Genomic DNA, 23,451 nt, shown 5'->3' on the forward strand with positions numbered 1-23,451 from the left:
ATTCATCCGGTGGCAACCTGCGGGTGGCGTCTTCCGATGGCTCCCGAGCCGTTCGGGACCTTTCGACACCTCGCCGGCACTTTCCGGTTCCTATATCCCGGTTTTCCGCCTGTATTCACCGGGAGAAACCCCGAGATGCCGGCGAAACGCCCTCGTGAAGGTCGACTGGGACGAGAAACGGCAGGTATAGGCGATCTCCACAAGGCTGGTTTCCGTGTGCCGCAGCATTTCCTGGGCGCGCTGAAACCGCAGTGAGCTGATGAATTTGTGCGGCGGGACGCCAACGGCCGACCGAAAGGCGCGAACAAAATGATGGCGGCTCAGACAGGCGATATTTGCGAGATCAGCCAATGAGATGTCGGAATGAATGTTGTCGTTGATGTAATCAATCGCACGACGAATCTTCCCATGGTCGAAGGAAGTATCGCTCTTTTCGCTGATGTTAATCCCACTATACTTTATGAACAGATGAGACGCCATCGCGCTGGCCAAACTCTCGGCCAGAAGCCGGCCCGCCGAGGATTCCTCCTCCAGCTCGGCCGTCAGCCTGTAGCCGATCTGCCGGACAAAATCGTCGTCGATGCCGGCGCGATACGCGATGTTGCCGGGCGAAATGTTTTGGGACAGAGACGCGGATATGGAACTGAAGACGTCGTGTCCGATGTACATGTGCAGGATGCGGCTGAGATCGTGGGTTATGCGGATGGAATCCTCCACCACGCCGATCGGGCAAAGCCAGAGCGTGCCGGGCCGGGCCGCGGTGCTCTGAAACTCCCCGTTTCCGCGCCGTTCCACGTGTCCTGTCTCTGATCCCGCGAGTGCGAGGGTAATCTCCATCTGCTGAGGGACGGGCGGCGGGATTTCCCCGGCAGGGTGATTGCGGATTTCGGCGGCCATGCCTCTCCAGTTCCGCTGCGTGGAACTCAGGAGCACATCGCCTCTGGGAAACTTCCTGCGGCCGAACTCGTGCACGCCCGCCATATCCGGCTCCTCGATCCGCAGGGCGCATTTCGCCTGATTGGTAATTTTGCGGCCGAAGGCGTTCCCGATCAAGTATGCCGATTCCGGCAAACACAACGCCAATCCGGGCACATACGCCCGCGCGAGCCTGCGGCAGACTGGTGCCCGATCATCGCACGACCCCCGTGGGACGATCCGGCGACGCGCCGAGCGAAGCTCAATGAGAGGCACCCATGAACTCCGGCAGTCGCGTTCCTGGCGTCCCGCTTCAGGACATCGCAGCGGCTCCACGAGCGTCCTATCTCTTGAGCAACGATCTGCGGAGCCGTCTGGAGCTCAAGAATTCGGACTGGTGGTCCGGGTTGACCATCCTGCACCAGACCCGCGAGATGGGGGTGGAGCATGTGCATGTCGTCGATGCCGGCGGTGAGGCGTGGTGGATCCGTGCGGCCGACTGGAATACGCCGCAGGCGTACCGGCTGCAGTGGGACGCGGCGCTCGCTCTGACACTCGGAAGCGACATTGCGGAGGTTCCCACAGCCGTCGGAGAAGACGAAAAGCTTTCGCTCGTCTATGCCCGGCGTTCGGGACAGGTCTTGGCCGATCTTCGTTCCTCCGGTCCCGGCATCCGCTCATTTCTGGACTTTGCGCTCGCGGCGACGTCGACGCTGATGCGCATGCACGACGCCGGCGTGGTCCATGGCGGCCTCTCGTCGGCCAAGCTGCTGGTCGAGCCGGACGGGCAGGTGCGTTTTACCGGTTTCGCCTGGAACTCGGTGGCCGATGAAGGGGAGCCGGGCGAACGCTCTGTTTCAGAGGCCGATCTCGCCTACGCGGCGCCGGAGCTGATACGCACCGATCCTCATCCCGTCGACGCCCGTGCCGATCTCTATGCGATGGGGGTGCTGCTCTATGAGCGCCTCACAGGAACCCTGCCGTTTGCGGCGTCCGATCTCTCCGGCTGGCTGCATGCCCATGTCGCGATGGAGCCTCCTTCCGTGCGGGAGATCCGGCCCGATGTACCGGCGATCATTGACCAGATTCTGTTCAAGCTGATCCGCAAGGACCCCAGGCAGCGCTACCAGACGGCGGCGGCGCTCTACGCCGATTTCCGGCGGGTGGCCGGATCCCTCGCCGCCACGGGCCATGTCGACGCGTTCGTCCTCGCCCGCGGTGATCTTGCGGAGCCGCTGCACCCTTCGCTTCATCTCGTTGGGCGCCATCGCGAACGCGCAATGTTCTCGGCGCTCTATGAGGCGTTTCGCCGGTCTCCTCACTGCCGCATCGTGCTGCTGAGCGGGGAGCCCGGGGCGGGCAAGACGTCGCTGGTCGAGACGTTTCTCGCAGATATGGCCGATGGGAGCGCCATCCGCTGCACGGGCAAAGGCGTGCACCTGCGCCAGGGAACGCCGTTCGCCCCGCTCGCGCAGGCGCTGCGCACCGCGCTGGCCCACCTCATGGGGGGAGACGAGTCCGTGCTGCAGGCGGCCCGGGCGCGGCTCGATGCGGTGGTCGGCTGTCGCCGCCTCCTTGGAGAGCTGGTTCCCGACCTCGCCTTCCTGCCGCCTGAAGCGCCGGTGCTCGCCGATGTTCCCGCCCATCTCGCGCAAGTCCGGTCTGCCCGGATCATCGCCGAGACCTTCGGCGCGATCGCTTCGGCAGGTGCGCCGCTCGTGCTGTTTCTGGACGACCTCCAGTGGTTCGACCACGCAAGCCTGAACGCTGCCCGTCAGCTCTGCAGCGAAGCCCCGGCCCATGTCTTCCTTGTCTGCGGCTACCGCGATGACGCGCAGAACCGAAGGTCGGTCCGGGATTTCCTCGATGTGGCGAGGGCATCGCCTGCTTTCGCCGAGGACGTGCGGATCGAGCCCCTGAAGGAGTGCGATACCGGCGAGCTCGTGGCCCTCCTGTTGAAGAGCGAACCGGAGGAGGTCGCACCGATCGCCGCCCGCCTTCATCGGGAGGCGCGTGGCAATCCCTTCTATATCGGCCAGCTTTTGCGCAGGTCGATGGAGGAGGGCGGCCTGCGGTTCGACGCCGAAACACAGGAATGGCGCTGGAGCGAGCCACAGGGCGGGCATCCCCACGAGATCGCCGATGTCATGTCGGAACGCATCCATGCCCTGCCGCCGCTGCAGCGCGCTCTCCTGCAACGCTGCGCCAGTCTGGGAGGGCATTGCACGCCGCTGTTCGCGGCGCGGCTTTCCGGCGCGAGTGTCGAGGACGTTGTCCGGGCGGCCAACGCGCTGGTTGCGGCCGGTCTCCTCCGCCGCTCGGGAGCCGCTTTTGCGATAGCCCATGACCGCGTGCTGGAAGCCGCCTATGCGACGATGTCGCCGACCCAGCGGATGCGCGATCACCTGAGCAATGCCCGTGATCTCGTGACGTGGCGGCCGTCGTCCGAGCCGGACATCGCCTTCGACGTCGCCGCCCAGATCGAGCATTGCGACCTCGGTCAGCTCTCCGTCGGCGAGCGCCCGGATTTTGCCCGGCTGCTTCTGCTGGCGGCGCGGGCCTGCCGGTCTGCCGGCGAGGCCGGCCGGGCCTTGCATTTCGTCGAGTTGATACGCCGCATTCTTTTGGGCGCCCCGGCGGACGGCGCCGCTGCGCTCATGTTCGATGCCGAGTGGCTGTATGGCGACTGCCTGCTGGCTCTGGGGCGGGTCGACGAGGCTCTTGCCGCGGTGGACGCCCTCTCCGACCTCAGCCGCGACCCCGTCAGCGTGGCGGATGCCTGCCGGCTGAAAGCCACCGCACTGACGATCAAGGGCGCCTATGCCGATGCCATCGCGGTGGCGCGCGAAGGCCTGCGGCTTCTCGATGTCGACCTCGATCCGGCCATGGCTGACGATGCCCTGGAGGCGGCTTATGTGAGCTGCCGGCGTGAGCTCGACAGGGTCGGTCTCGATCACGTCCTTTCGCTGCCGGAGATGACCGATCGACGGGCACGCTCCGCATTGTCGCTCTTGTCGACGCTCATCGCGTCCTTCTTCGTCAAGAGCGAGCTGCGGCTGCTGCATGTCATCCGGATCACGGAGCTGACGCTCCAGCATGGTGCCGCGCCGGAATCGGCCTATGGGCTCGCGTGGCTCGGCGTCCTCAGTGCTCATGATTTCGGAGCCTATGAGAGAGGCGCGGACTACGCCTTGGCCGCCTGCACGTTGGCGAGGCGCGACGGCTACGAGGCGCAGCGGACCGCGGCGTTGATTGCCCTCGACCAGGTCAGTGCCTGGACGGTCCCCATGCGCTCGGCGCTTGGCTATGCGCGCGAAGGCGCGCGGGTCGGCCAGGCCGCGGGCGATCTCGGCATGACGTGCTACGCCCGCAATCACATCGCCTCCGATATGCTCGTCAGCGGGGTGCCGCTCGACCGCATACACGCGGAACTTGTCGACAGCATTCGGCTGACGCGGGATATCGGCTACAGCGATATCGAAATGATCCTCACGGCGCAGCTGGACATGGTGGATTCCCTGCGCTCCGGGGAGGCGAAGACTTCCGTCCGGCATTCGGATCTCGTGGAGTCGTCCGTCGCCACCCAATTCTGGGTAAAGCACTATACCGGCCTGCAATCCTTCCTTCTGGACGCCGTGGAGGCTGCCATCGGCCATCTGGCGGAAGCGGAGGCGCTGGCTTGGGCGGCGCCAGCGCATATCGACACGGCCAATAACTGTTTTTTCCTGGCCCTGGCGCATGCGCATGTGCCCGACCCGCAACGTTCATCGGCGCAGCGCCTGGAACAGATGGCGGTGGCGCGCGAACGCTTCAGGTCATGGGCCGCGCTCAATCACGAGACGTTTTCATCCAAGCATCTCATTCTCGAGGCGGAGGCGGCCCGGCTCGGGGGTGAGTGCCGCCGTGCCATGGAGCTTTACGAGCGCGCCGCAGAGGCGGCCGCGGCCGCCCGGTTCATCCAGGATCGGGCGCTGGCACAGGAACTCGCGGCGCGGCTGTATCGCGACATGGACCTTGCCGCGCCTGCGCAGGGCTGCCGGGCGGTTGCTGTCGCCTGTTACCGGGAGTGGGGCGCGCATGGCAAGGCCGATCAGCTCGGCGGCCATCCGACGCCGACGGCCGACGCCGACGCGGATGCCGACGCCGCGACGGCACCCCGGAAGAAGACGCAGCACCAGCTCGACTTCACCGTCATGACGGCGGCGTCTCAAGCGTTGGCGGAGGAGGTCGGTCTCGAACAGGTCGTTCGTACGCTTATGAAAAGCATGGTCGTTCATGCGGGGGCCCAGTTCGGCCTGCTGCTGCTTCTGCGCGGGGGCAAGCCGTCGGTGGAAGCGGTGGCACGCGTCGCGGCACAAGGCTTCACGATCGCGTTTCAACCCGCCACGCCGCCGGAAGAGCTCATGCCCGCCTCCGTGCTGAAGACGGTCCTGCGCACGGCGAAGCCCGTCACGCTGGCCGATGCCGCCATCGAGGCGGCGCAGCGCGGCCTCTCCATGGGAGGGCGCAGCATCCGCTCGCTGGCCTGCCTGCCGCTGATAAAGCGGGGGGAGCTGATCGGCATGCTCTATCTCGAAAACGCCCTGAGCGCCGATGTCTTCACGCCCCGCCGGATGGCGATGCTGGAAATCCTTGCTCCCCAGGCGGCGATATCGCTGGATTCCGCCCGGCTTTACGGCGACCTGATGGACGAGAACCTGCGCCGTGCCAGGGCGGAATTCGAGCTGCGCGAGGCGCGGAGCGATCTGGCGCGCGCCAACCAGCTTACCGCCATGGGCAGCTTCGCGACGTCCGTGGCGCACGAGATCAAACAGCCGCTCGCCAGCCTCGTCGCCCATGCCGACGCAGGCTTGCGCTGGCTGAACAGAGCTCAGCCGGACCTGGCGGAGGTGGCGAAAAGCCTGCAGAGCATCGGCGACGCGGGACGTCGTGCGGCGGATATCGTCAATGCCCTGCGCTCACTGGTGAAGCAATCTCCGGCCTCCCTCAGCCCGGTTCGCGTCGACGATGTATTGAATGACGTGCTGAAGATCGTGACTCCCGACATCCTGTCGGATGAGATAAAACTGAATATTACATCGTTCGGTGAATCACGGTTGATATTGGCCAATAATATTCAGCTGCAGCAGGTGTTCTTTAATCTGATAACCAATGCGATCCAGTCGATGGGATCGACGTCCGCCTCGGAGCGGCGGTTGAATGTGGTGACTTCTTATCGGTCCAGCGATGTCGAGGTCGCCATCGAAGATGCGGGATGTGGAATGCCGCCGGATGTGGCGGCGCGTATATTTCAACCCTTCTTCACGACCAAGACGACGGGAATGGGCGTGGGGCTGGCGATCTGCCGCTCGATCGTCGAGCTTCATGGCGGGTCGCTGGACGTTCAGTCCATCGAAGGCGAGGGGAGCACATTCTTCGTGCGCCTTCCCCTCGCGGCCGCGTGAAGGGGCCGGCGGAGGCTCGGCGGCAGCCCACCGGCGGCGGTCGCGGGACCGACCGGTGGGCCGCGAAGCTCTGGCGTCAGCTGATGTAGTCGATCGTGCCACCGTCCACGCGCAGCGCGGCGCCCGTCGTGGCGGAGGCCAGCGGCGAGGCGAGATAGACGACCATGCTGGCGACTTCTTCGACCGTGGCGAGGCGCTGGATGATCGAGGAGGGCCGGTGTGCCTTGACGAAGTCCGTTCCCGCTTCCTCGGGCGACTTTCCCTGCGCTATGTCGGCCTTCAGCATCTCGGCAACGCCCTCCGAGAGGGTCGGGCCCGGCAGGACCGAGTTCACCGTGACGCCGGTCCCCGCCATGCGCTTGGCGAGGCCGCGGGCGAGCGAGACATCGGCGGTCTTGCTGACGCCGTAATGGATCATCTCCACCGGGATGTTGAAGCCGGATTCCGAGGAGAGGAACAGCATTCGGCCCCAGCCCCGCGACGCCATGCCGGGAAGATAGGCCCGTGCAAGACGCACCCCTGCCATCACGTTGACCTGCCAGTGTCGTTCCCAGATCGCATCGTCGGTGTCGAAGAAGTCGGCCGGCTGGAAGATGCCGAGATTGTTGACGACGATGTCGAAGGCGGGTTCGATCGCCACCAGTTCGCGCGTGCCCTCCGCGGTGCCGAGATCAATGGCGCGCCCTTCCGCGGAACCGCCAAGCTGCGCGAGCGCCGCCTCGACCTTCGCCGCGCTTCGGCCATTGATGACGACCGTCGCTCCCGCCGCCTGCAGGCCTTTCGCGATGGCGAAGCCGATGCCGGCGGTCGAGCCGGTGACGAGGGCACGCTTGCCGGAAAGATCGATCTTCATGGTCGCATCCTCAGTGGGTTGGCCTGTGATGGGTCGCGGCAGCCCAAGGCGCCGGGTGGGCCGGGCTGGCGGTGTCGAGCACCGCCACCTGACGGGTTCGGCCGGCGCGCCGGTATCAGCGCGGCAGCAGGTTCTGTTTTACGAGGTCGATCACCTCGTCGCCACGCCCGCTCATCACGGCGCGGATCAGCCAGAGGCCGAAACCCTTGGCCTGCTCCACCCCGATGGTCGGGGGCATCGAAAGCTCCTGCGTCGCGGTGACGACATCCAGTACCGCCGGCCCATCATGGGCCAATACCTGCGCCATCGCGGCCGGCAGGTCGCCGGGGTCCTCGACCCGCACGCCATGGATGCCCATGGCCCGCGCCATCGCGGCGAAATCGGGGTTCTGCAGGTCCGTGCCGAGGCCGACGAAGCCGGCGGCCTTCATTTCCATTGCCACGAAGCCGAGCACCCCATTGTTGAAGATCACCACCTTCACCGGCAGCTTTTCCTGGGTGAGGGTGATGAGGTCGCCCATCAGCATGGTGAAGCCGCCGTCGCCGGAGAGCGAGACGACCTGTCGTCCCGGCTGCGCGGCCTGGATGCCGATGGCCTGGGGCAGGGCGTTGGCCATGGAGCCGTGCACCAGCGAGCCGACCATACGGCGCTTTCCGTTCATCGCCAGATAGCGCGCGGCCCAGATCGTGGGTGTACCGACATCGAAGGTGAAGGCGGCATCCTCGGCGGCAAGATCGCTGACGAGCCGGGCGAGGTATTGCGGGTGGATCGGCTTGCGGCCCGGCGTGCCGACCGCGAGTTCCTCCAGCCCCTTGCGCACGCTTTTGTAGCGTTCGACGCTGGCGTCGAGATGACGGCGGTCGGTCTTCGCCTCGAGCGCCGGAAGCAGCGCCAGGAGGGTGGCGCGGACGTCGCCGACCACGCCAAGATCGAGCTTGCAGCGCCGGCCAAGCTGGGCGGGGCGGATGTCGACCTGGGCGATCGTGACGTCGGTCGGCAGGAACTGCTTGTAGGGAAAGTCGGTGCCCAGCATCAGCAGCACGTCGCAGTCATGCATCGCCTCATAGCCCGAGGCAAAGCCGATGAAGCCGGTCATGCCGACATCGTAGGGGTTGTCGTATTCCACATGCTCCTTGCCGCCGAGGGCATGGACGATGGGGCTTTTCAGCGCTTCGGCGAGCGCCATCAGCTCGGTATGAGCGCCGGCGCAACCCCGTCCGCAGAACAGTGTCACCCGCTCGGCGCCGTTCAGCAGTTCGGCGAGCGCCTCGACCTGGGAAGGATGCGGCGTCACCACCGGCGCCGGCGGCAGCAGGCCGGCGAGGGGCGCGACCTCGCGGCCCGGGGCGGCGCGCAGGGCCACATCGCCCGGCACCACCACGACCGCCACGCCCCGCTCCCCCACCGCGGCGCGGATGGCGTTTTCCAGCACATACGGCATCTGCGAGGGATCGGAGACCAGTTCGCAGTAGACGCTGCATTCCTGAAACAGGTTTTGCGGGTGGGTTTCCTGGAAATAGCCGCCGCCGATCTCGGAGGAGGGAATCTGTGCCGCGATCGCCAGCACCGGCGTTCGGCTGCGCTGGGCGTCGAACAGGCCGTTGACGAGATGCAGGTTGCCCGGGCCGCAGGACCCGGCACACACGGCGAGCTTCCCGGTGATCTGCGACTCCCCGGCGGCCGCGAAGGCCGCAGCCTCTTCATGCCGGACATGCACCCATTTGATGGCGTCCGTGCCGCGCAGCGCCTCGGTCATGCCGTTGAGGCTGTCGCCGACCACACCGTAGATCCGCTCCACGCCGGCGCGTTCGAGCGTGTCGATCATGAGTTCCGCGATGTTGCGCGACATGCGTCTGGCTCCGCTGGTTTACCAATGCCGCCGGGGCGAGGAGGTTCAGCCCGGCGAGAAATGCCTCGGCTTCGTGTTGGGCCAGAGGTTAGCGGAAGGCTGTCGGTCGACCAGATCGGCCATCGTATGCCGAACCCATACGTTGGTGTCGTGGCCATCGCCCCTTCCGCCAAGCCAAAGCGGCCCGACGATCACCGGCCCCGTGCGCTGCGCCGCCAAAGCCGGCGCTTTCCTCGACCGTCGCTTTTGCTGGTCCCCCTCCATGGACCGAGGGGGCGTGTTGTTGTCGCAGATGGGTCCTGTTCCAAACCACGAGGCGGCGGCGATGACGAAGCCTTTTCTCCGCAGGGGCGGGTATTTACATCTCGCTTCGAGCGGCTGCCGCACCGAACGCCTCGGCGTGCCATCCGCGCGGGCTCGTCGGTTGAGGTGGGCAGGCGTTGAGCGAGGATAGCTGGCATGAGCCGTATTCTCGTCATCGGCGCCACCGGCCTGATCGGTTCACATGTTGCGTCGGCTCTCTCGACGACCTCGCCGGCCGGCTTGCCTGGTGTCCGCCCATCCGCTCGACCGCTCGGCGCGAGATCGCCCGCGGTGCGGTCGGCGATCCCACCCCCTGGCAGTGAATTCCCGAACGATGGCGGGGAAGGCGGTCCCGTCCGTTCCCCCGGTCTCCGACCGCACGATGTGTTGCTTGGGAAGGAGCGCTTCGCAGGCGCATGCATCGCCGGTGTTGTTCGACAATGTACGATATGACATTGCGTTCCGCCACGAAGATCATGCTCGGCGACCAATGGAGGTATATTGTGATCGTCAGCGCATGGGGCAAATGAGAAGGAATTAATTCTGTAGATCCCTCCATTTCATCATTTCGTGGTCAGCCTCCCCGGCGACGGGCCTGTCGCGCGCCGGCCCTGCCCGCGCAAATGAACGATCTGGGCGGTGAGCCCGACGACGAGCATGACGAGAAGGCCGGCCAGGGCGCCCAGGAGCAGCGGTGACTTTGGATCGGTGACCAGGGGATGGCCGTCCGGGACGCGGCGGAGCGTTTCGCTGACGCTCGGCACCATCAAAAGAAACGCCGTCAGGGTGAGGAGAACCGTCTCGGCATAGATGCCGGCGCGACCCAGTTGCGGGATATGGCCGATGCCATACCCGGCGAGCAGCAGCAGGATCGTCACCGCGCCGATGCCGTAGCTTATTGGCTCGTGGGCAACCAGAAACACCGTTGTCGCGCCGATCAGCATCGACACGAAGTAGAGGGCGCCGGGCACGGATCGCGGCACGATCCGGCCGTGGCGGGCGAACATGTAGATGGCGAGCGGAATGGCAGGCAGGCTGCCGAGCGTATGCACCCAGCCGAGGGGCGAAATTCCAAACATGATGGTCCCGTTGTCTGAACTGGTACGATAGAGGGGCCGCTCGACGAGCGTGGGGTGATGTGCAGTCTGCCGGTTCCCGGCGCGGCGGAGCCGCGTCATTGGCGACAGGCGCCCCTGCGCGGGGCCGTGGAGGGGGCTCTCAATCCTTTCCCTTTGCCCGCGGCGTGCGATGGAGGACCCTGGCGGGCGAGGGTGATGCTCAGAGCCACGCCGCCCGTGAGACAGAAGGCGATGCAAAGGACGGCGACGAGGAGCGCCTGCGTGATGGCGGCCGGATCGGTTCGCGCGCCCAGCACCCCGTAGAAGATCCCGCCGATCACGGCGACGCTGAGCGCGGTGCTGACCTGGAGGGTCGAGCTGGCGATGCCGGCGATCATGCCGGAATAGGCCGGCGCAACCCGGCCCGTCACCATGCGCATCAGGGTCGGCAGCGCGACCCCTTGGCCAAAGCCGATGACGAACAGCAGGGCGGCAAGCGGCAAGGGTGCTGGCTGCGCACCGGTCAGCGTCGCCGCGATGAGCCCGGCGAGACCGAGGAATCCGACAACCTCCAACCCCATGCCGATCGGATTGACATAGGCGCCGCAGGACCGGCGAAGCAAGGGCGTCGACAACGGCCCGAGCAGGAACCCGGCGCCAAATGGCAGGAAGACGAGGCCCGCCTGCAGCGCCGTCGCGTGCAGCGCGTCCTGCAGATACACAGAGAGCAGCTGGAAAAAGCTGCCGATCGAATAGAACAGCAGCGCGATCAGCAGCGCGCGGCCCAGTCCCGGCACCTGCAAGGTGGCGGGGTCGAGCAGGGGGGCGCCGCCCGCTCGCGCCAGCCGGGTCTCATGACGCCAGAAAAGCCATGCCAGCAGCGGCATCCCGGCGAGCGACAGCCACGACCAGAGCGGCCACCCGGCTTCGCGCCCCTCGATCAGCGGCACGAGCAGCGCAACGAGCGCCAGCGTCGACAGCGCCATGCCGCCGAGATCCAGCCGGCGTGCGTCGCGGGCGCGCGTCTCCTTCAGCAGGGGAATGCCGAACAGCAGGACGAGCATCGCCACCGGCAGGTTGATGAGGAAGATCGCCCGCCAGCCCAGCCCCATAAGATTCAGCGCGATCAGCGCGCCGCCGAGTGCCTGCCCGACCACGGCGGCCAGGCCGAAGATCGCACCATAGATGCTGAGCGCGACCGGCTTCTCCCGCTCCGGGAAGATCGCCTGCACCGAAGCGAGCGCCTGCGGCGCCATCACCGCGGCCGTTACCCCCTGCAAGGCGCGCCCGGCGACCAGCACGGCGGGAGACGACGCGAAGCCGCACAGCGTCGAGGCGGCGGCAAAGCCAATCAGGCCGAGAAAGAACATGCGGCCGCGGCCGAACAGATCGCCGAGCCGCCCGCCCGTCGTCAGCGTCGCGGCATAGAGCGCGGTATAGGACGAAATGACGAGCTGCTCGGCGGCATGGGAGGCGCCCAATTCGCCCCGGATCGACGGGAGCGCCACATTGACGATGAAGAAGTCGAGCGGCGGCAGGAACGCGCCGACCAGCAGGATCGCGAACATCGTCCAGCGTCGCGGTTCGGGCCGGGCCTCCCCGTCCCGGAGGGTGGCGGCCGAAAGGGCCGCGGCGTCACATGTTGTCGCGCTCATGGGTGTACGTCCGTTCTGGAATCCGGCGTTCGCTGCCGCCGATCAGGTCAGGCGGCGTCGAAATCGGTTGCGATGGAGATGTCGCGCCACGCGGCGATGTCGGCGCGGAAGGCGTCCAGCTTCTGCTCCGCTATCGCGTGGGCGCGCGGTCCTATCGGGAGGTGCAGCGGCGGCTGCTCGGCATCGATGGCCTGCAGCATTACGGCGACGGCCTTGGCCGGGTCGCCGGCCTGCCGGCCGTTATCGGTCTCGCGGTAATGCCGTCTCGCCGGCACCGTCTCGCCATAGGCGGCGATCTCCCGCGCCGCGGTGACCATCGAGCGGCCGAGAAACGCGGTGCGGAAGGGGCCGGGCTCGACAATGATCACGTTGAGGCCGAGCGGGCGAAGTTCCTGTGCGAGCGCCTCGGACAGACCTTCGACCGCAAACTTGCTCGCATTGTAGAAGCCGAAGCCGGCGGAGCCGGCGATCCCGGCACCGGAGGAGAGATTGACGATGCGGGCTCCGGCGCGTTTGCGCAGCGCCGGCAGCGCGGCGCGCGTGGTCTCGATCAGGCCGAAGACGTTCACCTCGAACATCGGCCGATATTCGTCGGGCTCGGCCTCTTCGATCGCGCCGATAAAGCCGAAGCCGGCATTGTTGACGAGGACGTCGAGGCCACCGAACGCGCTTTCCGCCAGAGCCACGGCCTTTGCGGCGTCACCGGCGCGGGTGACGTCCAGCGAAACGCTGCGGACCGTTTCGGGATAGCGCTCGCACAGCGCGGTCAGGCTATCGGTCGAACGGGCGGTGGCGACGAGGCGGTCGCCTCGCGCCGCCACGGCCTCGGCTAGCTGCCGGCCCAGGCCCGACGAGCATCCTGTGATCAGCCAGGTTTTCATCATGTCCTCCTTCAGCGTTGGGGGCGGGTGTCGCAGAGCCGACGCCCTTGGCGGCCGGCGCGCGGCGATGCCCAACGGGATGAGGCGAATGTAGGCGATTGGATTTGTTCGATAACTGACAGTATCGTACGCTATCCGTTCATTTTTGTGGGTGCGGCGATGGAGTGGAGCGACGTCAGGATCTTTCTGGCCATAGCCCGCGCCGGCACGCTGGGCGCTGCCGCCCGCGCGCTTCATCTCAGCCATCCCACGGTTGGACGCCGCCTTCGGGCTCTCGAACAGGCCACCGGCCATACGCTGTTCCAGAGAACCGCCGACGGTTTCGTTCCCACCGAAGAGGGAAACGCCGTCATCGCCCTGGCCGAGCAGATGGAGGAGGGGGCCCTGGCCATCGAGCGGCGGCTGGCCGGGCAGGAGCGGGCCCTTCAGGGCACCCTGCGCATATCGTCGGCGGACTGGTTCGGCGCCTACGTCCTGCCGCCGATCATCGACGCGTATGCGAAGGTCTATCCACACGTCGATCTGGAAATTCTCACCGGCACCCGCCTGTTCAGCCTCGCGCAGCGGGAGGCCGACATCGCTTTCCGGATCGTTCCGTTCGACAACCCCGATGTCGTGCAGCGGCGACTGGTCCGTCTGCCCTATGGCGTCTACGTCGCGGCAGGCTCACCCGAGCCGGTCTATGGTGACGGAGCCGGCTTCCGGCTCATCACCCACGACACCTCGACCGGCCAGTTCCCGGACATCGACTGGCTCACCGAAAGCTTTCCGAACGCGAAACCGCTCATCCGGTCGAACAACCGGAACGTGCAGGGGCGGATGTGCCGCGAGGGTATCGGCATCGCCGTCCTGCCACAGGTGGTCGGAGGTCAGATAGCGGGTCTCCGCAGGCTCGATCTGCCGGCAGAGCCACCCTCGCGGGATATCTGGATGGGCTATCACCGGGACATCCGCGGCCTTCAGCGGCTGCGGGCCTTCATCGCCGTCGTGGCCGATCATCTGACGAAGACACCGCTCCAGCCGTGAACGCGGCGACGGGATGCGACGTCACCCGCTTTCATGGAGACCGCACGGGCCATCGCGTGCAGGTCGCTGCGAGATGGGCACAGGGACCGCTCCCGCCGCCCTCAGCCGGGTGGGGTGGTCGGGATATCGCCCCGCTCCATCCCGACAAGAATGTCGCGAAGGATATCGAGGCCTTCGTCCATCTGATCCTCGCCGAAGGCGCTGAATCCCAGCGTGACGAGATGATTGACCTGCACTTCGCGTGCGAGAGCGGCGATGGGCAGTATCTCCAGCCCACGGCGCGCAGCCTCTGCCGCCAGCGCTTGCCCGCTCAGCCCCGCCGAGAGGCTGGCGATGATCTCCATGCCGGTATTGGTGGGCGTTGCCGTCATCCACCGGGAGAGGCGTTGTTCGATCGCCTCCAGCAGATAGGTCTGCCGCCGCGCGTAGAGCCGCCGCATGCGCCGCACATGGGTCGCAAGATGGCCGTCCTTCATGAATCGGGCCACCAGCGCCTGTTCAAGCATCGGCGAATAGCGCCCGACAATGGCGCGTGCCGAGACGAACGCCTCGACCAGAGCGTCCGGCAGCACGGCGAAACCGAGCCGGAGGCCGGGGAACAGCATCTTGCTGAAGGTGCCGAAATAGAGCACACGCCCCTCGCGATCCAGCGCGTGCAGCGCCGGCATCGGCCGGCCGGCATAGCGGAACTCGGTGTCGTAATCATCCTCCAGCACCCAGGCCCCGGCGGCGCCGGCCCATTGCAGCAGGGCATGGCGCCGCTCGAGGCTCAGCTCCATGCCGAGCGGGAACTGCTTGGACGGCGAGACGTAGACGAGCCGGGCATCGGGCGCGAGAGCGATGCCCCGCTCCACCTCGATCCCTTCCTCGTCGACCGGCACGGCAACGGGAAGCGCGCCCGCCGCAGTCGCGGAGGCATAGATGCCGTCATAGCCCGGATCCTCGCACCAGACCTGCTCGCCCGGGGTGAGCAGGATGCGGCAGGCGAGATCCACGGCATGCTGCGCCCCCGCGAAGATGACGATGTTGTGCGGGGTGCAGGTGAGGCCGCGGCTGAGCGCGACATGCTCCGCAATGGCGACGCGCAGCGGCTCGTAACCCTGCGGATCGCCCTCGCCGAGCAGTTCCCCTGCGGCGTCGGGGTCCAGCTCGCGATAGAGCGTGGCCGCGAGGCTGGCCCATTGCCGCACCGGGAACATGTCGACCGCCGGGAAATTGGCGCGGAACGGCACCGGCCGGCGCATGTGACGCAAGGTGGACGGCGCATGGGTGATCGCGGAATCGGGTGCCATGGACCGGCTGAGATGACCGGCCGCCTCAATGGCAGGATTTATCCGGGCAGACGCCTTTGCCGGACGCTGCTCGGGCAGCTCCCGTGAGACATAGGTGCCCGAGCCGGTGATGGGCTCGAGATAGCCTTCGGAAATCAGGTGGTCGAAGGCGAGCAGCACCGTGTTGCGCGACACGCCCAGCAGTTCCGCGAAGTCCCGCGTCGAGGGAAGCTTCTCGCCGGGCCGCAGGGCTCCGGCGGTGATCTCCTCCACCAGCCGGTGATAGAGCTGCCGGTGCAGCGGCGCATCGGCAACCCTGTCAACGTGGAGAGCGAGCGAATCCAGCAGCCTCACGATGCCTCCGCGATCTGAGCGATCGGGAGAACGCAAGTCCCGTACCACCGGCCGAGTGCGCGCTACACCGCGCTGCGTTCACGCTCCGGCCGGTGACCGAAGGTGACGAGACCGGTCCGCATCAGCACGAACATGAGGCTGAGGAGCAGGAGGACGACCAGATTCACGCAGGTCGCCAGCGCATAGAGTTCCGGCTTGACCCCGTAGCGCAGCGCACCCCAGGCGGCCGACGGCAGGGTAGGCGTGGCGCCGAGCAGGTAGAACGAAATCTCCAGATTGTTGAACGCCATGATGAAGGCCACGATGAAGGCGCCGAGCAGCCCGGGCCAGATCAGGGGCAGTGTCACTTCGAAGAAGGTGCGGGCCGGGCTCGCCCCGAACACCATGGCCGCGTCGTCGAGCCTCCAGTCATAGCGATAAAGCTGCGTCGCGATGATCAGCAGCGCATAGCTGAAGCAGTGGACCACATTGGCAAGGACGGCCGAGACCATATTGCCGCGAAGGCCCAGAAACAGGCCGTTGAAGATGAGCGAGGAGATGCCGAGCAGCACCTCCGCCACGAAGAGCGGCGCGATGAACAGCGCGAGGTAGAGCGGCGCGCGCCGGCCGGCGTGGCGCATCAGCCCTATCGTCGCCAGCCCCGCCAGCGCTGTCGCCAGCAGCGCCGAGCAGATGCCGATGACAAGGCTGTTGGCCAGCGCGGTCTGGTAGAGCGAGTTGGAGAACAGCCGCGCCATGGTGTCGAGCGACCACTTCGGCGGATAAGGAAAGTTCGAGTTCCGCGCGAAGCTCGCCAGTCCGATATGGACGACCGGCAGATAGAGGAACAGGTAGGATACGGCGACCGTCCCCAGCAGGGCGGCCTTTCCCGGCTTCAGGCGCATCTCATCCCCTCCCGAATCCGGTGAAGCCGGTGCGGCGCAGATCGACCAGCCGGGCAACCACGATGACCAGCAGCAGCGACACGGCGAACAGCACGACACCCATGGCCGCACCCAGCGCCCAGGTGCCGCTCTCGCCGAACTGCTGCGCCATCGCCATGCCGTAGAGCGTGCCGTTCGGGCCGCCGAGGAAGCGGGGTGCCAGCGTCGCCGACAGGCAGGGAATGAAGCACAGCGCGAAGCCGATCAGCGTGCCGAACAGGTTCAGCGGCCAGGTGATCTCGAAGAACGCGCGCGCCGGGCTCGCCCCGAAGATGGTCGCGGCATCGATCAGCCGCTGGTCGAAATTGAGCAGCGACAGGTAGATCACCGTCACCACGATCGGCAGGTAGAGATAGACGAGGCCGATGGCGCTGGCGACATTGGTGTACATGATCACCCGCAGCGGTGCCGCCCCGAGCGACAGCAACAGGCCATTGAGCAACCCGGCCGGCCCGAGAAGCCCCTGAAGCGCGATGATGCGCAGCACCTCGCCGGTGAGGAACGGCACGGCGAAGGCGAGCGTCAGCAACAGCTTGTAGCGTCCACCATACAGGGTAATGCCGTAGGCCACGGGCCAGGCGAGCAGGGTGCAGATCAGCGAGACGGCGCTCGCCATCGCAAGCGAGCGCACCAGAAAGGTCATGTAGGCGCCTTCGGTCGCCAGCACCTCGTAATTGTGGAGGCTGAAGTCGCGGATGATGTGGTAGTTCTCGGTTCGCCAGACGCTCAGTACCACCATGGAGACGAGCGGCAGCACGAACAGCCCGACCAGGAACACGGTGGGCATGCCGAGAAAGATGGCTGGGGCGGCGCGTCCTTTCATCGACCATCCTCCGTCATCGGAAACAGGTCGATATCCGCCTCGTTCCAGAAGCAGGCCACCTCGGCGCCCTGGGCGAACGCCGCCTCGCTGCGCGGCCGGCTGACGATGATCTCGCCGCCGGTCCAGCCGAGCACATATTCGGCATAGGCCCCGCGCAGGAGCACATAGCGGATCGTCGCCGTCAGCGTGTTGGCGGCGTCCGCCGGCATCTCTGCGGCAGGCTTGAGCTGAATCTTCTCGTTCTTCACATAGGCGGCAATCCGCTTGCCGTCGGCGATGTCCGGCCGGGCCGCGCTCTCGATCCGCACGCCGTGGTCGCACAGGGCGGTTTTGCCCTGGGAAATCAGCGCGGTGCCGGTGAAGCGGTTGGAGCGCCCGACGAACTGGGCGATGAAGGCGGTTCTGGGATGATCGTAGATGGCGGTGCGCGAGGCGAAGTCCTCGATGCGCCCGCCGCGGACGACCGCGATGCGGTCGCTCATCGAGAGCGCCTCTTCCTGATTATGCGTCACATAGATGAAGGGGATGCCCAAGTCCGTCTGGTGCTTGCGGATCTCGACCTCCATCTCCTGCCGCAGCTCGCGGTCGAGATTGGCGAGCGGTTCGTCGAGCAGCAGCACCTTGGGCCGGCCGACGAGGCCACGTCCCAGGGCAACGCGCTGCTGCTGGCCGCCGGAGAGCTGGTTCGGGTAGCGCTTTTCCAGCCCGCGCAGGGCGAGGATGCCCACGGCCCACTCGACGCGCGCCTCGATCTCGCCCTTGGGGAGCTTGAGCATGCGCAGCGGGAAGGCAAGGTTCTCGTAGACCGTGCGATGGGGGAACAGCAGGAATTCCTGAAACACCATCGCAACCCCGCGCCTGTGCGGCGGCAGCTCGGTCACGTCCTCGCCGTCTATGAGAACGCGTCCCTGCGTCGGGCGCTCGAGCCCCGCGATGATGCGCAGCAGCGTCGTCTTTCCCGAACCGCTGGGGCCGAGCAGAGAGACGAATTCCTGTTTCCCGATCGCCATATCGGCGCGATCGACCGCCCAGACGCTTCCATACTGCTTGGAAACGCCGTCGAGATGGATATAGGCCAAACGCCGCACTCCCTGATCGAACCAACGCAGGCAAGGCCCGGGCCTTTGGCGGCCCGGGCTATGGCGTGTCCTCGAAGGTGATGGGACCGACGATCGGCTCCAGGCCGAGCTCGGGGCACAGGTCGAGCACGGAGAGGCGGGTGATCCCGCGCAGCGCGCCGCGATCCGGTGTGATGACCTTGTTGTCCTTGACGATGAAGACGTTGAAGCCCGCGCCTTCGGTCAGATAGCCGTCGCTGTCCAGCAGGATGGCGGTATCGAAGCCCTTGTCCTTGGCCTCGAACATCCCGCGGGTGAAGTCCCGCCACATATAGTTCTTCAGCGTCGGATCGAGCGAGTTCTGCGAGATGCGGGGTACCTGGGCCACCAGCAGGTGAGCGCCGCGCTCCTGGACGTCCGGCTTGATCACGTCGACCCACGGCACCGCATAGGCGATGAAGGTATTGTCGCAGTCGGCCGGGTCGCGCGAGCCGTAGACGCGGGGAATGCCGCGGGTCGAGAGCATCGCGACGAAAGCGTCCTTGAGCCCGCTCAGCGCCACCACCTTGCCCAGAATGATACGCATCTCGTCGCGGGTGACGCCCGGATCGAGGCGGTAGCCTTCGAGCGAACGATGGAAGCGGTCGAGGTGGTCTTCCAGTCGGAAGAAGCCGCCATCGGTGACATGCACAACGTCGTAGGTGACGTCCGAATGGGTGAAGCCCCAATCGCCGACCGGTATCTTGGCCTCTGAGATCGGCACATAGGTGCCGTTCACGTACGCGGCGCCTTTCGAGTAGTCGGGGCTCGACTGGCTCATGCTGTCCTCCTTCACAATCCCGCGCCAAGCGGGTCGGGAGGCAGCTTTTCTCCGAATGGCTCCATCAAAAAGGGCCGCTTTATGCGAAAATGACGGGGCCACTTCGCGGCGGGAAAGGATAGCGACCCCGGAGCATCATTGTCGGGCGGGGACGCCGTGGCGTGCGGCGGGAGCGGGCTCCAGCGCCGCGCGCGAAGCGGTCGTTGCGCCGGCAGCCGCGGTCGTCAAACACTGCCGTTCGGCATCGGTGAAGCGGAGGCGCCATCGGGGCCGCCGATCCACGCGCAGACCCGGTCGCTCGCGGCGCGCAGCGGCGAGTCGAGCGGCGTGTAGGCGAAATAGCTGCGCGAGGGCAGCCAGATGTGCGGAAAGGGCGTCACCAGCCGACCCGCGCGCAGGTCGTCCTCGATCAGTGCGGACGGCGCCATCGCCACGCCGAGCCCGTCCACGGCGGCCTGGATCGAGAGGTAGAAGTGGTCCAGCATCAGCGTGGCCGCTGGTTCCAGAGAGCCTTGGCCGGCTTTTGCCAGCCAGTCGCGCCACAGCCGCGGCATGCTGGCGACATGCAGAAGCGTGTGCCGTGCGAGGTCCGCGACCTCTTCCAGCGGCTGGCGTTGCAGCAGCGCAGCGCTGCAGGCGGGAAGCCGTCTCTCCGGCAGCAGCAGGCGGGCCTCGAAGCCGTGAAAGGCATCCGGTCCGCCGCGAATGATCAGGTCGTAGTCGCCGGCCAGCCCATCGACCGGCTCATTGCCCGTCGTCAGCTCGATCTCGATGTCGGGATGCGCCTCCCGCAGCCGGCCGAGTTTCGGCACCAGCCAGCGCAGGCTGAAGGTGGCGAGCGCATTGACCCTCAGCACCACCGTTCCTCCAGCCTCCCGGCCGTGACGTGCCGCCGCGCCGGCAATGCGTTCCAGCGCAGGCTGGATGTCGGCGAACAGAGCCCGGCCCTCCGCGGTGAGGGCCACGCCATGGCTCATGCGGCGGAACAGCAACGGCGGACCGAGCCATTCCTCCAGCAGTCGTATCTGCCGGCTGACCGCGCCATGGGTGACGCCGAGTTCCGCCGCCGCGTCCTTGAAGCTCGACCGGCGCGCGGCCGCCTCGAACGCCCTGATGGCGTTGAGCGGCGGGAGGGGCCGATCCTTGGAGGGTGCGGTCATGTGAGTTTATCTGACGTCAGGCGTGGAAATTAATCGTTTGCGACCATAAGTCCAGCCGGCCCATATCCACGACGTGACAAATTCATCAAACCTCGCACACTCCACCGATGCCCCGGCGCGGCCCTGCCCAGCGGATTCGCGCCGGCGCACGCTGGTGCTCTCCGGCCTCGCCCATGCGCTCCACGATGGCTACACCGACGCGATCTATGTGCTGCTTCCCGTCTGGCGGGCCGAGTTCGGGCTCGATTATGTCGCGCTTGCGCTGCTGCGCGGGCTCTATGCCGGCGCCATGGCCGCCCTGCAGATCCCCGCGAGTTGGCTGGCCGATCGGATGGGCGGGCGAACGGTGCTCATCCTTGGCACGGTGATCGCTGCGGCCGGCTATGGGCTGGCCGGCTTCAGCGGTGGCGCGCTCGGGCTATGCGCGGCGCTGTTCCTTGCCGGCGCGGGTTCCAGCGTCCAGCACCCGATTGCTTCCAGCGCGGTGTCGCGTGCCTATGGAACCGCCGCGCGCGGGCCGCTCGGCACCTATAATTTCAGTGGCGACCTTGGCAAAGCCGTCATCCCGGCGGCGCTGTCCCTGGTCCTCTCGATCGCGCCGTGGCGGCCCGCACTCTGGCTGCTGGCACTGGCGGGGATCGCCGTCGCCGCCCTGCTCGCCCTGTCGATGCCCCGGATCGCGCCCGCTCCGCCGTCCCCCGCGTTGCGCGCGGCGACGCCGCGCGGCGGACACGGCTTTCCGCTGCTGCTGGCGATCGGCGTGATCGATACCGGCGTGCGCATGGGCTTCCTCACCTTCCTGCCATTCCTTCTGCAGCTGAAGGGCGCCTCGCAGCCGGTGATCGGCACGGCGCTCGCGCTGGTCTTCCTCGGCGGCGCGGTGGGCAAGCTTGTCTGCGGCTGGCTCGCCCAGCGCTGGGGCATTGTCGGCGTCACCGTATGCACCGAAGCGCTGACGGCGCTGATGATCGCGCTCGCCGTGTTCCTCCCCCTGGGGCCGCTCCTCGTCATCCTGCCAGTGCTCGGAATCACGCTGAACGGCACGTCGTCGGTGCTCTACGGCACCGTGCCGGAACTGGCGCCGGCCGACCGCACCGAGCGGGCCTTCGCCATCTTCTATACCGGGGTGATCGGATCGGGGGCGCTGTCGCCGCTGCTGTTCGGCGCGGTGGGCGATCAGGCCGGTCCCGTCATCGCGACGCTGTGGACCGCCGCCGCGGCGCTGGCGATCCTGCCACTCGCCCTGGCCCTGGGGCCGAGACTGGCAAGGCGGTGAGCGTTTTCTTCGAGGGCCGCACACCGTTGGAACGGGAAGGGGATCACATGACGGGCAATACCAGCCGCCTGACCGGCCAGTGCCATTGCGGTGCCGTGCGCTTCGAGGTGTCGCTCAGCGACGGCTTCAACGCGATCCGGCGCTGTACCTGCTCCTATTGCCGCATGCGCGGTGCGGTCGTCGTCATGGCCGAGATGGGCGGGATCCAGATCCTCGAGGGCAGGGAACGGCTCACCAGCTACCGTTTCCATACCGGCACGGCGCAGCACTTCTTCTGTTCGCGCTGCGGTATCTACACCCACCATCAGCGGCGATCCGATCAGAGCCTGTACGCGGTCAACGTCGCCTGCCTCGACGGCATAAGCCCGTTCGATTTCCCGGAGGTGCCCGTCATGGATGGCGTCAACCACACCAGCGATACCGGAAAGCCGACGCGCCGGGCCGGGACACTGCATTTCGTCCCGGCGCCGTGACCGTCAAGGAGTGGCCGACGAGCCGACCCGACCCGCAGGCCCGCCAACATGTGCTTGTCAGTCAGCCGGTGAAAAGGCGCCGTCGGTGCGCCCTTTGTCGGTTCCCGATTCACGCGGCCTCGATCGTCGGCCGAGATGCAGAGCCGAGATCACCGCCGCGCGGCCTGTCGCCGAGCAGGATGTCGTCACCGGGGAGGGAAGGCCAGTCCGCCGCCCTTCATCTTGCGCGCCGCTGCCGGCTCCTGATTTCGCTGGGCGTCTTGTGGGTCCAGCGCTGGAACGCGCGCCTGAACGCCGCCCCATCGCTGAAGCCCAAGGCGACCGCGATGTCGTCGGTGGTGAGGGCCGTGCCCCGCAGATATTCCAGTGCCAATCGGCCTCGCAACTCATCCCGAAGAATGCGGAAGGAGAGGCCTTGCCTCTCGAGTGCCCGCCGTAACGACCGCGCATTGGACCCCAATTGACGGGCGACAGCCTCGAAAGAAGGCGGATCGGCAATATCGCGCAGCAGGATCTCGCGGATCTGCCCGGCCACGCCCGCGCGCAATGTGAGATCGGCGAGCAGGGTGTTGCACAGGTCGAGCATATGCAAGAAAGTCGTCCGGTTGCCCAAAGTCGCGTTGGAATCCAGCCATTCGCTCTTGAAGATCATCTGGTTGGCCTTCTGCGAATAGCGGATCTCGCAGCCGGCATCGCTGGGGTCGATGCCGAAATCGTTCGCCCTGGCGTAGGTCAGATGGATCGCCTCCGGAACGAAAGCTCGACCCATGATGTCCCGCATCACGGAGATATGGGCGCCGACCTGCTTCTCTATCACGAAGCGATAAAGCGTCGGATCGCCGGCGACGTGGACGCTCGGCTCGAAGTGCCAGCTTGCCAAGCCCATCTCCTCCGTCAGCGCCACCGAGGCCAGCGGCGTGGCGAGAAGGTGATAGCGGATCGTGACATCCGCCGCGGTGCGAAAATCCGGGCTGCACAAGATCGCATATCCGTACATGCCGTAGGTCGAGACGTGGACGGTCTCGCCAATTCGGTACGCCAGGTACGGGTTGGCCGAAAGCCGGATCGCGTTCCGATAGACGGTCATGAGTTGACTGAGCGAAATCCGGGTGTCCGGCGAATGGACGTCCTCGGGCTTCAGATTGATGCCCTTCATGACGTCCGAGGGCGAATGACCTTCCTTCACGAGCGCCTCGTACACCAATGCCAGCTTTGTTGGCGCGAAGAGGCGCTCATGAAGTCCGACCACGGGCTGAGGCTGTGTGAAAACCCCTGATTATGCTAGGTTGAGGCACTGCTTCGGAGGTGC

General features: G+C 66.5%; 17 protein-coding genes. 4 read left to right on the plus strand and 13 right to left on the minus strand.

Going from position 1 to position 23,451, the window contains the following annotated elements:
- Positions 1-90 precede the first annotated feature (90 nt).
- Positions 91-1,053 (minus strand): AraC family transcriptional regulator, encoded by a 963-nt coding sequence (locus tag KHC27_RS04395; protein ID WP_246518863.1) that lies wholly within the window; start codon positions 1,051-1,053, stop codon positions 91-93.
- Positions 1,054-1,265: 212 nt separating this feature from the next.
- On the opposite strand from KHC27_RS04395, the gene KHC27_RS04400 reads away from it, so the two are divergent.
- Complete coding sequence (locus tag KHC27_RS04400) at positions 1,266-6,359, plus strand: trifunctional serine/threonine-protein kinase/ATP-binding protein/sensor histidine kinase (protein WP_213335520.1); 5,094 nt, start codon at positions 1,266-1,268, stop codon at positions 6,357-6,359.
- Between the two features lie 76 nt (positions 6,360-6,435).
- Here KHC27_RS04400 and KHC27_RS04405 read toward each other — a convergent pair whose 3' ends face one another.
- The 5 genes from KHC27_RS04405 to KHC27_RS04425 form a co-directional block, all read right to left on the minus strand.
- Positions 6,436-7,212 (minus strand): SDR family NAD(P)-dependent oxidoreductase, encoded by a 777-nt coding sequence (locus KHC27_RS04405; RefSeq protein WP_213335524.1) that lies wholly within the window; start codon positions 7,210-7,212, stop codon positions 6,436-6,438.
- Positions 7,213-7,327: 115 nt separating this feature from the next.
- A complete protein-coding gene (gene poxB, locus KHC27_RS04410) occupies positions 7,328-9,061 on the minus strand; it encodes a ubiquinone-dependent pyruvate dehydrogenase (RefSeq protein ID WP_213335527.1) in 1,734 nt (577 codons plus the stop codon).
- A gap of 866 nt (positions 9,062-9,927) precedes the next feature.
- Positions 9,928-10,443, minus strand: coding sequence for a hypothetical protein (locus KHC27_RS04415; RefSeq protein WP_213335563.1), 516 nt, complete (start codon positions 10,441-10,443; stop codon positions 9,928-9,930).
- A gap of 95 nt (positions 10,444-10,538) precedes the next feature.
- Positions 10,539-12,077 (minus strand): MFS transporter, encoded by a 1,539-nt coding sequence (locus KHC27_RS04420; protein WP_213335530.1) that lies wholly within the window; start codon positions 12,075-12,077, stop codon positions 10,539-10,541.
- A 47-nt stretch (positions 12,078-12,124) separates the two neighbouring features.
- Positions 12,125-13,195, minus strand: a complete 1,071-nt coding sequence (locus KHC27_RS04425; protein WP_246518865.1) for an oxidoreductase — start codon at positions 13,193-13,195, stop codon at positions 12,125-12,127.
- Between KHC27_RS04425 and KHC27_RS04430 the strand changes: the two genes are divergently transcribed.
- On the plus strand, positions 13,118-13,984 hold the full coding sequence (locus KHC27_RS04430) for a LysR family transcriptional regulator (protein ID WP_213335533.1): 867 nt from the start codon (positions 13,118-13,120) through the stop codon (positions 13,982-13,984). The two genes, KHC27_RS04425 and KHC27_RS04430, sit on opposite strands and share 78 nt — an antisense overlap.
- 101 nt (positions 13,985-14,085) lie before the next feature.
- On the opposite strand, the gene pdxR is transcribed toward KHC27_RS04430, so the two are convergent.
- The 6 genes from pdxR to KHC27_RS04460 form a co-directional block, all read right to left on the minus strand.
- On the minus strand, positions 14,086-15,609 hold the full coding sequence (gene pdxR / locus KHC27_RS04435; protein WP_213335535.1) for a MocR-like pyridoxine biosynthesis transcription factor PdxR: 1,524 nt from the start codon (positions 15,607-15,609) through the stop codon (positions 14,086-14,088).
- Between the two features lie 62 nt (positions 15,610-15,671).
- The gene (locus tag KHC27_RS04440) at positions 15,672-16,493 is read right to left on the minus strand and encodes an ABC transporter permease (protein WP_213335537.1); all 822 of its coding nucleotides are present in this window, start codon (positions 16,491-16,493) and stop codon (positions 15,672-15,674) included.
- 1 nt (position 16,494) lies between these two features.
- Positions 16,495-17,355 (minus strand): ABC transporter permease, encoded by an 861-nt coding sequence (locus tag KHC27_RS04445; protein ID WP_213335539.1) that lies wholly within the window; start codon positions 17,353-17,355, stop codon positions 16,495-16,497.
- Positions 17,352-18,434 (minus strand): ABC transporter ATP-binding protein, encoded by a 1,083-nt coding sequence (locus KHC27_RS04450; protein WP_246518867.1) that lies wholly within the window; start codon positions 18,432-18,434, stop codon positions 17,352-17,354. Before KHC27_RS04450 ends, KHC27_RS04445 begins: the two co-directional genes overlap by 4 nt.
- Before the next feature lie 58 nt (positions 18,435-18,492).
- Positions 18,493-19,233, minus strand: a complete 741-nt coding sequence (locus tag KHC27_RS04455; protein WP_246518869.1) for an aminotransferase class IV — start codon at positions 19,231-19,233, stop codon at positions 18,493-18,495.
- Positions 19,234-19,457: 224 nt separating this feature from the next.
- Positions 19,458-20,393 (minus strand): LysR substrate-binding domain-containing protein, encoded by a 936-nt coding sequence (locus KHC27_RS04460; protein WP_213335541.1) that lies wholly within the window; start codon positions 20,391-20,393, stop codon positions 19,458-19,460.
- A 154-nt stretch (positions 20,394-20,547) separates the two neighbouring features.
- Here KHC27_RS04460 and KHC27_RS04465 point away from each other — a divergent pair, with 154 nt between their 5' ends.
- Positions 20,548-21,669: an MFS transporter gene (locus KHC27_RS04465; protein ID WP_425514857.1), complete on the plus strand. Its 1,122-nt coding sequence runs from the start codon at positions 20,548-20,550 to the stop codon at positions 21,667-21,669.
- A 47-nt stretch (positions 21,670-21,716) separates the two neighbouring features.
- Positions 21,717-22,142: a GFA family protein gene (locus KHC27_RS04470; RefSeq protein ID WP_213335544.1), complete on the plus strand. Its 426-nt coding sequence runs from the start codon at positions 21,717-21,719 to the stop codon at positions 22,140-22,142.
- Positions 22,143-22,359: 217 nt separating this feature from the next.
- Here the strand turns inward: KHC27_RS04470 and KHC27_RS04475 are convergent, their stop codons facing one another.
- Positions 22,360-23,343: an AraC family transcriptional regulator gene (locus KHC27_RS04475; protein ID WP_213335546.1), complete on the minus strand. Its 984-nt coding sequence runs from the start codon at positions 23,341-23,343 to the stop codon at positions 22,360-22,362.
- Between the last annotated feature and the right edge of the window lie 108 nt (positions 23,344-23,451).

The sequence above is a fragment of the Ancylobacter lacus genome (genome assembly GCF_018390635.1).
Taxonomy (GTDB): domain Bacteria; phylum Pseudomonadota; class Alphaproteobacteria; order Rhizobiales; family Xanthobacteraceae; genus Ancylobacter; species Ancylobacter lacus.

Excerpts from the sequence above, each read along its gene's own strand:
- KHC27_RS04425 (WP_246518865.1), bottom strand. The coding sequence starts at position 13,195 with ATGAAGCGCGCGGGCGGCAGCGCCCAGCGTGCCGGCGCGGGCTATGGC.
- poxB (WP_213335527.1), bottom strand. The coding sequence starts at position 9,061 with ATGTCGCGCAACATCGCGGAACTCATGATCGACACGCTCGAACGCGCC.
- KHC27_RS04455 (WP_246518869.1), bottom strand. The coding sequence starts at position 19,233 with ATGAGCCAGTCGAGCCCCGACTACTCGAAAGGCGCCGCGTACGTGAAC.
- KHC27_RS04470 (WP_213335544.1), top strand. The coding sequence starts at position 21,717 with ATGACGGGCAATACCAGCCGCCTGACCGGCCAGTGCCATTGCGGTGCC.
- KHC27_RS04415 (WP_213335563.1), bottom strand. The coding sequence starts at position 10,443 with ATGTTTGGAATTTCGCCCCTCGGCTGGGTGCATACGCTCGGCAGCCTG.
- KHC27_RS04440 (WP_213335537.1), bottom strand. The coding sequence starts at position 16,493 with ATGCGCCTGAAGCCGGGAAAGGCCGCCCTGCTGGGGACGGTCGCCGTA.
- KHC27_RS04430 (WP_213335533.1), top strand. The coding sequence starts at position 13,118 with ATGGAGTGGAGCGACGTCAGGATCTTTCTGGCCATAGCCCGCGCCGGC.
- KHC27_RS04405 (WP_213335524.1), bottom strand. The coding sequence starts at position 7,212 with ATGAAGATCGATCTTTCCGGCAAGCGTGCCCTCGTCACCGGCTCGACC.
- KHC27_RS04420 (WP_213335530.1), bottom strand. The coding sequence starts at position 12,077 with ATGAGCGCGACAACATGTGACGCCGCGGCCCTTTCGGCCGCCACCCTC.
- KHC27_RS04445 (WP_213335539.1), bottom strand. The coding sequence starts at position 17,355 with ATGAAAGGACGCGCCGCCCCAGCCATCTTTCTCGGCATGCCCACCGTG.
- KHC27_RS04460 (WP_213335541.1), bottom strand. The coding sequence starts at position 20,393 with ATGACCGCACCCTCCAAGGATCGGCCCCTCCCGCCGCTCAACGCCATC.